The organism is Bacillus sp. FSL R9-9530 (assembly GCF_038008145.1).
In the GTDB taxonomy this organism is placed as follows: domain Bacteria; phylum Bacillota; class Bacilli; order Bacillales; family Bacillaceae_G; genus Bacillus_A; species Bacillus_A mycoides.
Genome location: NZ_JBBOYO010000001.1, coordinates 1720474 through 1735197, shown reverse-complemented (window position 1 = coordinate 1735197; position 14724 = coordinate 1720474). Strand labels below are relative to the sequence as shown.

At 34.1% G+C, this 14724-nt stretch carries 12 protein-coding genes; 9 read left to right on the top strand and 3 right to left on the bottom strand.

Going from position 1 to position 14724, the window contains the following annotated elements:
- Positions 1–89 precede the first annotated feature (89 nt).
- From MKX66_RS08625 to MKX66_RS08615, 3 genes are all read left to right on the top strand, one after another.
- Positions 90–1907: an AAA family ATPase gene (locus MKX66_RS08625; protein WP_002012669.1), complete on the top strand. Its 1818-nt coding sequence runs from the start codon at positions 90–92 to the stop codon at positions 1905–1907.
- Positions 1897–3747, top strand: a complete 1851-nt coding sequence (locus MKX66_RS08620) for a hypothetical protein (RefSeq protein WP_016102078.1) — start codon at positions 1897–1899, stop codon at positions 3745–3747. The genes MKX66_RS08625 and MKX66_RS08620 overlap by 11 nt, the downstream gene beginning before the upstream one ends.
- A gap of 316 nt (positions 3748–4063) precedes the next feature.
- Positions 4064–4660, top strand: coding sequence for a hypothetical protein (locus MKX66_RS08615; protein ID WP_002085820.1), 597 nt, complete (start codon positions 4064–4066; stop codon positions 4658–4660).
- A gap of 101 nt (positions 4661–4761) precedes the next feature.
- On the opposite strand, the gene racA is transcribed toward MKX66_RS08615, so the two are convergent.
- Positions 4762–5304, bottom strand: coding sequence for a chromosome-anchoring protein RacA (gene racA, locus MKX66_RS08610; RefSeq protein WP_002012665.1), 543 nt, complete (start codon positions 5302–5304; stop codon positions 4762–4764).
- A gap of 363 nt (positions 5305–5667) precedes the next feature.
- On the opposite strand from racA, the gene MKX66_RS08605 reads away from it, so the two are divergent.
- Both MKX66_RS08605 and MKX66_RS08600 read left to right on the top strand, forming a co-directional pair.
- Positions 5668–7023 carry a hemolysin family protein gene (locus MKX66_RS08605; protein ID WP_002127238.1) on the top strand — a complete coding sequence of 452 codons (1356 nt, stop codon included), beginning with the start codon at positions 5668–5670 and terminating at the stop codon, positions 7021–7023.
- A gap of 144 nt (positions 7024–7167) precedes the next feature.
- Positions 7168–8592: an aldehyde dehydrogenase family protein gene (locus MKX66_RS08600; protein WP_002012663.1), complete on the top strand. Its 1425-nt coding sequence runs from the start codon at positions 7168–7170 to the stop codon at positions 8590–8592.
- A gap of 120 nt (positions 8593–8712) precedes the next feature.
- On the opposite strand, the gene MKX66_RS08595 is transcribed toward MKX66_RS08600, so the two are convergent.
- Positions 8713–9105 carry a YueI family protein gene (locus tag MKX66_RS08595; RefSeq protein WP_002141658.1) on the bottom strand — a complete coding sequence of 131 codons (393 nt, stop codon included), beginning with the start codon at positions 9103–9105 and terminating at the stop codon, positions 8713–8715.
- 254 nt (positions 9106–9359) lie between these two features.
- On the opposite strand from MKX66_RS08595, the gene MKX66_RS08590 reads away from it, so the two are divergent.
- A complete protein-coding gene (locus MKX66_RS08590; RefSeq protein WP_002065228.1) occupies positions 9360–10478 on the top strand; it encodes a BA2291 family sporulation histidine kinase in 1119 nt (372 codons plus the stop codon).
- 33 nt (positions 10479–10511) lie between these two features.
- Here the strand turns inward: MKX66_RS08590 and MKX66_RS08585 are convergent, their stop codons facing one another.
- Positions 10512–11261 carry a DUF4397 domain-containing protein gene (locus MKX66_RS08585; RefSeq protein WP_002012659.1) on the bottom strand — a complete coding sequence of 250 codons (750 nt, stop codon included), beginning with the start codon at positions 11259–11261 and terminating at the stop codon, positions 10512–10514.
- 801 nt (positions 11262–12062) lie between these two features.
- On the opposite strand from MKX66_RS08585, the gene MKX66_RS08580 reads away from it, so the two are divergent.
- Genes MKX66_RS08580 through MKX66_RS08570 form a run of 3 tightly spaced genes read left to right on the top strand, consistent with a single transcriptional unit; the run spans position 12063 to position 14715 of the window.
- A complete protein-coding gene (locus MKX66_RS08580; protein WP_033708325.1) occupies positions 12063–13373 on the top strand; it encodes an aspartate aminotransferase family protein in 1311 nt (436 codons plus the stop codon).
- Positions 13370–14068, top strand: coding sequence for an acetate CoA-transferase subunit alpha (gene atoD / locus MKX66_RS08575; RefSeq protein WP_002085805.1), 699 nt, complete (start codon positions 13370–13372; stop codon positions 14066–14068). The genes MKX66_RS08580 and atoD overlap by 4 nt, the downstream gene beginning before the upstream one ends.
- Positions 14053–14715 (top strand): CoA transferase subunit B, encoded by a 663-nt coding sequence (locus MKX66_RS08570; protein ID WP_002127246.1) that lies wholly within the window; start codon positions 14053–14055, stop codon positions 14713–14715. The genes atoD and MKX66_RS08570 overlap by 16 nt, the downstream gene beginning before the upstream one ends.
- Positions 14716–14724: the final 9 nt, after the last annotated feature.

Below are 14724 nucleotides of genomic sequence, written 5' to 3'. Positions count from 1 at the left end.
ACCTGACGGATGACGTCAGGTTTTTTATTTCTAGTTTTAGATTGTAGTTCATACAATAAGGATAGTATGAAAAAAAGAAGGTGACTACGTTGAAATTACATAAAGCTCTTCATCCAAGTTTTATAAAGCGAATGTATTATATGAGGTTTATTGGGAAGTTTGCAAAAGCTGAGGGAGAGAAGAATGGAGAAAATTTCTTTGTACAATGTCTTTCTTCAATACCTTTAACTTTACAAGAGTTATTTCCGACTGGAAAATATTTGTTTGAAGGATTATGCAGTAATAAAAAGAATGAAAAAATCTTTACTGATTTAAAGAAGCATAAATTAGAAAAGCAACTGGTTATGTTTCGTCTTTATTATGATCGTGGAAATTTATTTCTGGAATTAATATGCACAGAAGAGCCTCGGGAAATAGCATCTTCATATAAAGTGATTCCTTCACCAAAGGTCTCAAATTATAAAAAGAGAGCGTCATTGGAACGGAAGTTAAGCAACGGTTATTTATCATTTCTTATGCCTAAATTACCAAAAGACTTTGAGCCTCCAGAATTATTGTGGCATGAGGGAAGGCTATATGGAAATTTATCGTTAAAATCATCAATAAGTTCAATTTCATATTTTGAGCAAAGAAAAGAATGCAAATATATTGAAATAAACGATTGGATGAAACATGTAGAAATAGCAGTAGATGATCATTTATATTTTGTAAGTGAAAATGTGTATGACCAACTAAATAAACGAATTGCTGAAGAAGGTAAGTTAGTTGAAGTAGAAGATATTAAAATGCAAAAGGATGACTGGGAATGGGATGAGCGTGAATCCTCTTTTTTGCAGTATGTACAAAGTATGGTTCGTAATAAAGGGTTATATTTGGATGATACAGATATATATAATTTTCACATTAGTATTAAAACCAATATGTTAACAATTGTTGGTGGTATACCAGGTGTTGGGAAATCACGCTTTGTGCAAGCTTATGCAGAATCACTTGGGTTACGTTATGGGGAAGAATTAATTTGGATTCCGATTTCACCATCGTATCAAGAACCACATGATATTCTCGGTTACCTTCATCCGAATGGTAATTTTATTGAAAGTGAAACGAAGTTAGTTCGGACATTGTTAAAGGCTAAAGAAAATCCAAATCAATTGTATATAATTGTGTTCGATGAAATGAACATGTCACATATTGAGCATTGGTTTACTCCGTTTCTATCCGTTCTTCAACTTGAAAAGAAAAATCGTATTTTGAGTTTGTATGAGAAAGTACAAGAAATAGAAAATCAAATTCCACCTTCAGTGGAAATTGGTGAGAATATTATTTTCGTAGGCACTGTAAATTTTGATGAAACGACGAAAGAGCTTTCCGATCGATTATTAGATCGAACAAATTTGATTACATTACAAAAAATTCCGTTTTGCGAGATGAGTATAGAACATGAGAAAGTTGTTCAGCAACCCCCGCTGAAAGTAACAACGGGAGAATTTCGACTCAATTGGTTTAGGAATAAAGAGATGATCGAAGTGTATACTGAAGAGGAATTAGAGTTATTGGATAAGTTACATGATGTATTATCATCACACGATATATCAAAAGGAATTTCTTTCCGATGTGCAAGCGCAATCGCTACGTATTTGCAAAATATACCGTTCCAAAATAATCAGTCCTATATGATTAGCAGGGAAGAAGGTTTTGATTTGCAAATAAAGCAGCGTGTATTAACGAAATTAAGGGGGACAGAAATGACAGTGGGCCCTCTACTTTCTGAAGAAGCAAAAAGGGGAGCGACATTGATACCACTTTTACAGTCTCCGCTTGCAAATCGTGTATCTACATTTGAACATTCTTTAGCTTATATAAGACAAAAGCGTAGAGAACTGGAGCTGTATGGCTATGCAAAATGAGGAGCGTTATGAAACAGCAATCGTCGATACGAAAGAAACGCTCCCGTTTGTATTGAAGCTAATTATTGGTACTGAGGGGAAAGGCGATTTTATCCTTTTAAACCGGCTTTGTACGTCTACTACAGCATTAGTTCAATGTATTTATAAAGTACAGGAATTAAAACCACTGAAATTACATTTCCATTATCAAAATCCAATGGATATTACATTCATATGGAATAAAGTATATGAGGGACAAAAGAATATAAAAGAGTCACAATATGAATTAAATGAAAAAAAACAAAGAGTATTAGTGTATGAACATGGAAAAACTGAATTTTTTTATCCGTGGCGCTGTGGCTTATACCATTTTGAAGTGCGTATAGAAGATAAAACTTATTATGGTGCGTTTCAAGTTGTTCCTAAAAACTTTTTTGATGACCAATTTGAAATGATTCAAGATTATGTGAAGTCAATTTTAAACGAGTTAATTTTAGATAGAGGTTATTACAAGAAAACTTTCTCAGCACTTAGCGATATTGAAGATTCTTCTTATTTGGTATTGTTAAGAAAGTTGCCACAAAAAATGAAAAGAATAAAACAAATTTTTAAGAAAGTAGAATCGAATGCGGAATTTGTACACGAATATGAATGGGAAACGAAAGCGCGGAAGGCAACGAGAAAAACTGCCATTATGACAGAAAGAAAGCTTTATGCGAAATATTACAACCGTAAATTTAAGGAGCAAAAAAATAGTATTGAAAATGCATTTCTTAAATTTAAAACGATGCAATTCTATTATTATTTACTTGAAGCAGAAATTTTTGTACGTAAAACTATTGAAATACTAGAAGGAGAAAAGAAGAAAAAGTCAGATGAATTTCAAGCTGTTAAAACAATTATGAAAACGATTGAACGAAATGGATCCGTGACGGATAGGGAAAAACAAAAATATAGAAATCTACATTTACTGAAAGAAGCAGATTTACGGAAAAGTTCTGTGAAAATACAAGAATATAAAATATTAGCTCATATCGTATATGAAAGTGTGCAATACTTTCGAAATTTATTGTATTCTCCATTTTGGAGGGAAGTTTCTGAAACAGCTACCATTAATTCGAACATTTTATCTATACCGCATCAACAATTAATCCACCATTTAGAATTGTTACCGCAACATACGGAGCAACCCCCATCTTTATTATTCGTATATAAACCAACGTTTTTAGTGTATGAGTATTACGCTTTTTTTATCGTTATTTCTATATTAGAACAAATCGGATTTGAAGATAAGAATCCTATTCGTGAACAAATACAAGAACATTTTTATTTAGACGGATTACAAGATGGAACGACAGTGATTTTACATCGAGATGATATAAAAGTGCACGTCGCGTTTAATGATTTAATTGAAACACACCCTCTTATTGCACTAAGCAAAGGAAGTAATTTTTATAACGGAGAGGACACAAAGAAGCCGGATATTCGTTTAGATTGTTATGTAAAGGAAGAAGAGAAGTATGTATATAAATCTTCTATTATTATCGAAGTGAAATATAGTCCTATGTACAATATTTTTCAGCCTGTAGGTAATACGAAAGCAACGGAGCAAATGTATAAATACTGGTCTATTAAGTATGTAGAAGAACAGGATGGTAAACGAATTTTTAAGCGAAGAGCGATTTATGAAGTGATTTGTGTATATCCAGGTAGCCATATGCATAGTAAAAAAATTGAATCTGGATGTGGAGTGTTTTTACAACTATATCCATATAAAACGAAACAAGGAGAAGAGAAGTTGGCTGGGAAGCATGGGATGATTCAAATTTTTGAGAAATGGTTAAAAAGTAATAAAATGTAAAAGAAATCCTTTTTAATGAAGGATTTCTTTAGGTTAAGAAGAATTATATGCAGTACGGAAAGACACATTATACGGTTCGAACTTGATAGTGATTATTATTTTTTATTAGAGTAATTGAATCTTTTTATGTTTGTAATAGTATGGGGAATTAAGGGTTTTTACATGTGCATGAATGACTAATAAGTAGGAATTTAATTCATTTTGCAGAATATAATAAGACATAAATATTTTTAGTTGCATACGAAGATTTGTTCTTATATGATAGTAAGTGAAAGCGTTATCAAAAACAGAGCGGCGATGGGAAAGGCGGTTAAATATGTTCCAGCGTGTTCAAACAAAGGAAGAGCATTTTTGGTTCGAGCAACTGTGGGGAGATTTTTGTGAAGAAAGAAACTTAATGTTTGTAGAACGTAATTTAAATCCATCACGATTTTTATTAATAGAAGATGAACATCATATTGGTACAGTAGAATGTATTAAGTTTACAGTACCTGAACAATCAAATTCTGAGTTTTTCTATCCGTTTTCTAAAAATGATTTAGTGAAAGATTTGAAAAATGTGTATGAAATAGGAAAGTTAAGTATTGCGAAAACGTCTCGGGGGAGAGGACATTTCAAAAGGCTGGCAGCTATTTTATTTATGCATGCGTTAGAGACGAAAGCGGAATGGTATATTGCAGCAGTTACAAAAAGAATGTATATGTATTTACTTACACTCGGTTTTCCAATCGAACCGATAGATAGTCCATTCCAGTTTCATGATACTTTACAAGGTGTACCAGTGCGAATTCATGCTCGAAAAGGGGCTACACATCTGTATTCTTTGAAAGAATTCCGTGATATTATTCAAGGGAATGCTCATGCGCAGGCACTTATTGCAGAATACAGTAAAAATATTATGTTAACAAAATGAAAATATATGAATATGTATAGTATGAAGAAGAGTTACTTATTACAGGCATCTGTTTTCATACAAAAAGTAGACCCTTATTCTCAGAATAAGGGTCTAAAATATTAAAGTCCAAATATACTAAAAATCATTTTACGACGCTTCGGTTTCTTTTCTCTTTCATATGTTGGTTTTGCATCAGGAGTAATGTATATTGGTTCTTCTTTTTTTAGGGCAGCTTCTAGTTTTTGAATTCGTTCTAACATTTCCTCTATTTCGCGGCGATGTTGTAAAAGTTGGTATGTAACGACATCATTTGCTTTATCTTGCATTTGTTCTTCCATTCGATCTAGTCTTCTCGTAATTGTGGTAAATTGAGCTGTTAATTGCTCAAAATCATTCGATGATGTGTTTTGAACAATTGTGTTTACTTGAGTTTTTAATTTTTCTACATCATTTGAAGATGGTTTTTGAGTAGTTTGAGAGTTTTGAGGCTGGTCCATTTGAGAGCGATGGTATTCTAACATTAGATCTAAATCACCTTGTGTGAAAATAAAATGACCATATTTATTTTTTTTAATCGTAAGATTTAATTGTTGTGCAATCCGGACAACAGCCTTTGGGCTAACACCTAATTTCTTTGCGATAAATGGTGTTTTATATTCCAAAATAATCCCTCCTATATATATCCTGTTGAATGATTTCTAGTTATGTAGCAAGTTCCCTTCAGGTGTGACAAAAGAAGTGTGGAATCGGCAAAGAAAGTGTTTTTTCACGAAGTTCAGCTGTTTAGCACATACTATTTATATAAATCATTTTTAGTTATCGGAAAATTGGGCTTACTATAGTTTGACGATAATAAGCTAATTAGATTATCATAATTATAAATATCTTTTTTATGTATGCATATAATATATAAAAAGGTGGTTACTAATGTAGAATTTTATTAGAGTATAAGAATGCTTACTTCACTTGAATAAATTTAAGTAGGAGGTGGCTTCCTTGCTTACACTGTAAGTAAGGAAAAGTATTTGGACATATATAGTATAAGTATAGTGATTGTTTTAATTGCCTTAACGGCATTTTTCGTTGCAGCAGAATTTGCAATTGTTAAAGTGAGGAGTTCACGAATTGACTATTTAATTGCAAAAGGAAATAATCGTGCAATATCTGTCAAAACAATCATTACAAACTTAGACGAATATTTATCAGCTTGTCAATTAGGAATAACTGTTACAGCTCTTGGGATTGGGTGGTCTGGTAAACCTGCGCTAAAGCACATGTTTGATGTGTTGTTTGCAAATTGGAACGTCCCTACTCAACTCGCAGACATTTTAGCTATAATTTTAGTATTTTTGTTTATCACATTTTTCCATGTGGTAGTAGGAGAGTTAGCTCCAAAAACATTTGCGATTCAAAAAGCAGAACAAGTGAGTTTCTTTGTTGCTAAGCCACTCATTTTGTTTTATCGTATTGCATTCCCATTCATTTGGATTTTAAATGGATCAGCTCGGTTAATTACAAAGTTTCTTGGGTTGAAACCACCAAAAGGGCATGATGAAGTGCATTCAGAAGAAGAATTGCGGTTGTTAGTTTCAGAAAGTTATAAAAATGGTGAGATTAATCAATCTGAATATAAGTATGTGAATAAAATATTTGAATTTGATGATCGTATTGCGAAAGAAATAATGGTACCACGAACAGAGATGAATATTTTAAATAAAGAAATGCCTGCTGAAGAGGCTTTACAAAAAATGTCTCATGAAAAATATACGAGGTATCCGGTTGTTGATGGTGATAAGGACCATGTAATAGGCTTTGTGAATTTTAAAGATATATTTACAGATTTTGTGAAGCACCGAGTTGTTAGTGAAAAGACAGTGGAGCAATATATTAGGCCAATTATTTTAGTTATTGAATCTATCCCAATTCATGATCTATTTTTAAAAATGCAAAGAGAAAGAACACATATCGCTATATTAATTGATGAATATGGTGGTACATCAGGTCTTGTAACCGTTGAAGATATTTTAGAAGAAATTGTAGGGGATATTCAAGATGAGTTCGATACTGATGAACAACCGGAAATCCAACAAGTTAGTGAGACGAAAACGATTTTAGAGGGAAAAGTACTTGTTAGTGAAGTGAACGCATTATTAGGTTTGACTATTGACGACGATGATGTCGATACGATTGGCGGTTGGATCCTAACAAAAAATATTGAGATTTCCGAGGGTGATACCATTGAGATTGAAAATTATAAATTTTGCGTGAAAAAATTAGATGGACACTATATTAAGAGATTAGAAGTAACGAAACCTTCAGAATCGATTGTTATTGTAGGAGATGAAAAAAAGATTTCGCTCCAAGAACAAATTAGTTCGTAAACTCTGCTTTGTAGCAGAGTTTTTTTGAGCAAAATGTTTTTTTGATGTATTAGGGCTATGATACAATTACACAAGTCAGACCTTTCACTAGGTGAAATAAATGAAATGTATTATTGTATACATATATTCGGAAGGAGAACCACTATGAAAAAACATTTATATATAAATGGGGTATGGAAATCAGTGGAGACGTATAAACCATTGTATGCACCATATTCTGAAGAAACATTAGCGGAGATTGCGCAAGGTACAGAAGATGACGTTAAGGAAGCAATAGTTTCGGCCAAAAATGCAATGAAAGAAATGAAAAAATTATCCGCATACGACCGTGCAACTATTTTAGAAAAGGTTGCACAAAAAATGGATGAGAGAAGAGAAGAGTTTGCAGAGATTATCGCAAAAGAAGCTGCAAAACCAATTCGTGCTGCACGTGGAGAAGTAGATCGCACTGTTCAAACATATAAGTTTGCAGCTGAAGAAGCGAAGCGAATATATGGTGAGACGTTACCATTAGATGCTGCACCAGGAGCAGGTGGCCGTATAGCGTATACAATTCGACAACCAATCGGGGTTATTGGTGCTATTACACCATTTAATTTTCCACTTAATTTAGTAGCACATAAGGTAGGCCCAGCAATTGCGGCTGGAAATACTATTGTGCTAAAGCCTGCCGACCAAACGCCACTTTCTTCGTATGCATTGGTAGAATTATTTGAAGAAGCTGGTTTACCAAAGGGAGCTTTCAATATAATTTCTGGACCTGGATCTGTTGTAGGTGAGGCATTAGTAAAAGATGAGAACGTTGCTAGTATTACTTTTACAGGAAGTCCGAAAGTAGGTATTGGAATTAAGGCAAAAGCCGGGTTGAAACGAGTGACGTTAGAATTAGGATCGAACGCTGCAGTAATTATTGATGAAGATGTTGAATTGACAGACGAAATAATTGAACGTGTAAAATGGGGCGCGTTTGTGAATAATGGACAAGTTTGTATTTCAGTACAACGTGTTTTTGTGCATGAACGCAAAATGGAAGAGTTTATTACAAAATTAACGAAAGCAATGGAAAACGTTGTAGTAGGAGATCCGCTTCATGAAGAAACAGATGTATCAGCACTTATTTCAAAAAAAGATGTAGAACGTATAAATTCATGGGTGGAAGAGGCTGTTAAGGAAGGAGCTAATGTTGTATACGGTGGTAACAAACGTGATGCAAGGATTTTTGAACCAACTGTATTAACAAATGTTCCAGATTATGTATCTGTTCAGTGCCAAGAAGTATTTGGTCCACTTATGACTGTAAATACATTTAAAGAATTTGATGAGGCTTTAGAACAAGTAAATAATTCACGCTATGGATTACAAGCAGGTGTATTTACAAACAATCTATGTAAGGCAATGCGTGCAATTGATGAATTAGAAGTCGGTGGTGTCATGATTAATGATATTCCAACGTTCAGAGTAGATCATATGCCTTATGGCGGTGTGAAAGAGAGTGGAACAGGCCGTGAAGGGATTAAATATGCAATAGAAGAAATGACAGAAATGAAATTAGTGTGTATTAAAAAATAAAGTAGATCGAGCTTAAACACCGCAATAAAAAACGAGCAGGAAATGTTTACGATTCCATACTCGTTTTTTATTGTTTGTTTTACGTTTCTCGGAACGATTACATTTAATCAAGTGTACCTTTTACTTCATTTCTTGTTTGAAAATATCATCTTCGACATAAATATGTTCTTTATCTACAGCAGTGCTATGAGAGAGTACTAAACCTATTGGTGTTTCAGTACCTTTATTTTGAACAATTGTAAAATGAATATTTTTTTCAGTTGCTAATTTAATGTATTTTGATAAATGTGGGTAAGCAATGCTTCCATTTAGGAATAGTTGTAATGATTGAGAAGAACGTATGTTACCCGTTACTTCTGTATACACATTACTTTGCATTACTTGACCGATTGTTAAAGCGATTTCTACACGCTCACGTAATGTAGTTAAGTACATATTACGTTCTTCTGGTTTGTTTTGCTTTTGGCCATATATGCCTTCTTGGAGATAGTCTTCCACATTTTTATTTACCATATTTTTCACACCTTTCACTTCTTATTGTACGCAAGAATTAAAAAGGATGCAAAAAAAAAGTAGTTTTGAACAGGAAAATAATTTAAAAAATGAGAAGGGAAAGGGATATAGGAATACAACTTATTTAAATAAGAAAGGAAAAATAAATTTTATCAACAGAAATTAACAAAATGTGACAAAAATCTATTAACGAAATGTATTTTTTGTGTTAATATTCAAAATATAAAGGGTATTCGTCGTATGGAAATGGAGGAATGGAGGTTTTTCCAATCGATAAGGATATTAAAGAAGTATTTTGTTCGCACTTGAAAAACAACAGGCACCAATTCGTAGAGAACTGGAAAAACAAAATGATAATTTCCGAAAAAGATCCATTTAAACAAGAGGTAGTTCAAAATGGAGCGAATTTATTAGAGTTAATTATCGAACTTATTATGGAAGATAAAGACATTAATTATCTTCAGCCATTATGTGAGAAAATTGCCATTGAGCGTGCAGGGGCAGATGCGAATATTGGAGATTTTGTTTACAATGCAAATGTGGGAAGAAATGAACTTTTTGAAGCGATGTGCGAATTGGATGTAAGCGCTCGAGAACTGAAACCGATTATGGCCAAAATACATACTTGTTTTGACAAATTAATTTATTATACCGTTTTAAAATACTCAGAAATTATATCGAGGAATTTAGAAGAAAAACAGCAATATATAAATGAAACACATAAAGAAAGGCTTACGATTCTAGGGCAAATGTCGGCTAGTTTTGTACATGAATTTCGTAATCCGCTAACTTCGATTATGGGATTTGTAAAGTTATTGAAGACAGATCACCCTAATCTATCGTATTTAGATATTATTTCACATGAATTAGATCAATTAAATTTTAGGATTTCGCAATTTTTACTTGTATCGAAAAAAGAAATGTGGAATGAATCTGAACGTTTTTTGGTAAATGACTTATTTCAAGATATTATACAATTCTTATATCCAAGTTTAGTTAATGCAAATGTTTTGATTGAAAAGAATTTGCCGTATCCTATTCCACTCGTTGGTTACCGGAGTGAAGTGAAGCAAGTAGTTTTAAATATTTTAATGAATTCGATTGATGCTCTTGAATCGGTGAAAGAAGAGCGGAAAATTATCATTGATGTATTTGAAGAGGATCAGGCTGTTCGCATTGTTATAAAAAATAATGGACCTATGATTCCAGCAGACAATGTAGAGACTATTTTTGAGCCATTTGTAACTACTAAAAAGCTAGGAACTGGTATTGGACTATTTGTATGTAAACAAATTGTAGAAAAACATAAAGGATCCATATTGTGTCGTTCGGATAACGATTGGACAGAATTTCAAATTACGTTTCAAAAGTAAACAGTCTACACCATGCGAATGGTGTAGACTGTTTTAATTTGTAAGTATAACGGTTTCTAATTTTGGATCCTCAGTTGAATAACCAACTATTGAAATTGTGTAAATTGTATTTGGTTCAACGTTGAATTTTGGAATGGTTAATAGTACTTTTTTTGTATCAGCAAGTGAAACTTCAATATCTGCTGTACCAGGGCTAACTTGTAAAAAATCTGTTATTTGCTTAAAGAGTACATTTTCAAATAAATGATCCCCATCTTTTAAATTTACATTTACAACTGGAGTGTCTGGTGAAAAATGTGCAAATCGTATTTTTGCTTGACCAGATGGTAAATGAGTATTATCAAGAATGGGTTGTAATTGGAGATGATTATCGCTATTGACCGCTGCAAGGGTATAAGTGTGATTCCCCATTATTGGTACTAATGCTGAAAATATTGGAGTTTCGTTTCCGACAGGGACAATATCAATACGGTATTTACCTTGCACTAATGATAAATACGGACTGAATTGTTTAAAAGAAATATTTTTAATAACCTTTTGTCCGTTTATTATAATATCAACTGCTGGTGTATGGGGAGCTGTGTGGAAGATTCTCATATGTGACGGTAAAGTCGCTTCTTGTGAATCTCTCTTTTCATATGCTTGTACAAGTTTTGTAATTGCATCATAGTATTTCATATAGAGTTCTACATATCTTTTAGGATTGCTATATTGATAGTAACGAGCGAGCTGTTCGTAACGTGCAGCTTCTTGGCCGTATTTTTCAATTTCGGATTGAGTCATGAACATTCCTCCTTTATCATCATTACAAATATATGCGAAGCTAGAAAGAGGTTATGCAAAAAACTTGCCTTTCTAGAAGGAAAAGTTTAAATGGGGATTTTTTTATTTATAGGCAAACACACATACAAATCAATAATTGTCCTACATAAATTATAAAGGAAAGGTAGTTTGACTTTGATGGAAGGAGTGGAACCATTGGGATGGGGATATCCCCATAGTTATTTGGAATGAAGTTATGGAGGATTTGGTGCTATAGGCTGTGGGACGAATTATGGATTTGTATTATGAGTATTTCTATTAATTTTAGTGATGCGTTGGATAAGGTAATACCGATAAAAGAGCGTCGTGCCGAACTGATTAATGTGGTTAATCGGTTCTTTTTTTATTGTTCTAAACAGGTGGTACTATTTGTTAAGAAATAGTTATGATAAATGAGGTGAAGTAAAATGTCGAATTTTGTTTGAAAATATGCAATATAAAGTAGGATAATAGGAAGGAGAATAACGGGAGTTTCGTCGAAGTTTACACAATGTCAGCAATTGAGGAAAGTTGATATTATATTAAAAAAATATTCAATTTGCTGTTATCTTAAATCAGGAAGGGGTATTTAAGCGTACAGGTAAGGTTGGTCTTCATTTTTAGTTCTGAATTTTCTGTTTTTAAAATAATATTTAGCAGTCATTTGTATATTTTATAATAGTTTTTTGATAAATTCACTGCTTTTGCAGAGGATTCTTTTTTATGAAAGAAACGTCAATTTTCTTCATATACATATACAAATTGGAGAAATGGGGGAGCGCTATGCGCGATTACTTAATTAAACCACTTGTTGGTCAGCCGTATCCGATGATTTCACATGGAAAAGGTGTGTATTTGTATGATCAAAACGGAAATAAATATTTTGATGGTTCGTCTGGAGCGATTACGGCAGGTATTGGACATGGCGTAGCAGAGATAGCAGAAGTTATAAAAAAACAGGCAGAGGAGATCGCTTTCGTTTATAGATCACAGTTTACGAGTGAACCAGCTGAAAAATTAGCGAAGAAGTTAAGTGATTTATGTGTAGGAGATTTGAACTGGAGCTTTTTTGTGAATAGTGGTACGGAAGCAAATGAAACAGCTATGAAAATCGCAATTCAGCATTTTCAGGAGCGTGGCATTCAAGGGAAACATAAAATTTTGTCACGGTGGATGAGCTATCACGGGATTACAATGGGAGCTTTATCTATGTCTGGGCATCCACTGCGCAGACAACGTTTCGTTTCTATTTTGGAAGATTATCCGACTATTCCAGCTCCATACTGTTTTAGATGTCCTGTACAAAAGGTATATCCAACATGTCAACTTTCTTGTGCGACTGAACTAGAAAGAGCGATTGATCGAATTGGTGCAGAACATATTGCAGCTTTTATTGCTGAACCGATTATCGGAGCTGCTGGAGGAGCGGTTGTCCCACCGAAAGAATACTATAAAGTAATTAAAGATATTTGTAGTCATTACGATATATTATTTATTGCGGATGAAGTAATGACTGGACTTGGTCGTACTGGTGCATGGTTTGCGATGGAGCACTGGGGTGTAGAACCGGATATTATGACCCTTGGTAAGGGGCTAGGAGCAGGTTATACACCAATGGCAGCAACAGTTGTAAGTGACCGTGTTATGGAGCCAATTTTACGTGGATCACGTTCTGTAATGAGCGGGCATACGCTTAGTGCAAATCCATTGTCTGCAGCAACGGCTTTAGCTGTTATTGAATATATGGAGAAACATAATTTACCTGAAAAAACAGCAGAAAAGGGAGAGTATTTATTAAAAGGTTTGCAGAAAGTTCAGCAACAATCGACAATCATTGCCGATGTTCGTGGAAAAGGATTGCTAATTGGAATAGAATTGCAACCGTTTACAAAAGCGTCGGAGCTTATTTCAGTTGCTGCTAAAAATGGACTGCTCTTATACCAAGCTGTTTCAGGGCAAGCAGGAAAAGAGGATAGTGCACTGCTTGTTGCACCACCAATGACAACTACATATTCCGAGTTAGATGAATTACTTTCAATTTTTGTAAAGAGCGTGGAAGAGATGATGCAAAAAGGAGGGCATAGTATCGCATGACAACTATTACAAATACATTCGGTAAATTAAAAGAAATAGAGGAAGTAATTTCTTTGTTCCATGATGATATGACATTAATGTTTGGGGGATTTGGAGGAATCGGATCCCCTCCATCTTTAATTCAAGCTGTTTTAGATAAAGGCATTACAAATTTAAATTTAATAGGAAATGATACTGGATTTCCTGATGTAGGAATCGGTCGTCTTGTTACGAATGAAAGGGTTAAATCTTTAGTTACTTCTCATATTGGGTCAAATCCAAATGCGGGAAGACAATTAAATGAAGGAAGATTGCAAATTGAATTCTCTCCGCAAGGAACACTCGCAGAGCGTATTCGCGCGGGTGGTGTAGGGCTTGGTGGTATTTTAGTTGACGTTGGTGTTGATACGATTGTAGAAGAAGGAAAGCGTACAGTTGAAATGAATGGAAAGACATATTTAGTTGAAACAGCTTTAACGGCTGAAGTCGCAATTGTATATGCGAAAAAAGCGGATCCGTTTGGCAATCTTGTATTTGATAAAAGCGCTCGTAATATGAATCCACACGTAGCTATGGCTGGTGACATAACGATTGTAGAAGCAGAAGAAATTGTTCCACTTGGAAGTTTAGATCCAGAAGAAATTGTCGTCCCAGGTGTATTTGTAAATTATATCGTGCCATCGGAAGGAGTGAATTGGAAATGGGTATGGGCGTAGAAGTAAGAGATAAGATTGCAAGACGTGCAGCGAAAGAAATTCAGAATGGTATGCTTGTAAATTTAGGTATTGGAATTCCATCGCTTGTACCGAATCATTTGCCAGAAGATATGAATGTTATGTTCCATGCGGAAAACGGTATTGTTGGTATGGGACCAACGCCAAGTAAAGGGAATGAAGATGAGAATTTATGTAACGCAGCTGGTTTACCAACATCTCTTATTACAGGAGCAAGTTATTTTGATAGCTGCATGGCGTTTGGCATGATTCGAAAAGGATTACTTGATGTTACGATACTTGGTTCGTTACAAGTAAGTGAAAATGGTGATTTAGCGAACTGGATTGTACCAGGAAAACGCGTTCCAGGTATTGGAGGAGCGATGGATTTAGCGCAAAAAGCGAAGCGGGTCGTTGTTGTGATGAATCATGTTGATAAATACGGAAATGCAAAGATTGTTTCGGAATGTACATTGCCATTAACTTCGAAAAAATGTGTAGATTTAATTATTACAGACATGGCTGTCATGGAAGTGACCCAAAGAGGACTTGTCTTACAAGAATTAATGAGTCCATATACTGTAGAAGATGTAAAACGACATACGACAGCTGATTTTCATATAAGCTCAAATTTACTAGTAATTGAATGAGGGGAGTTG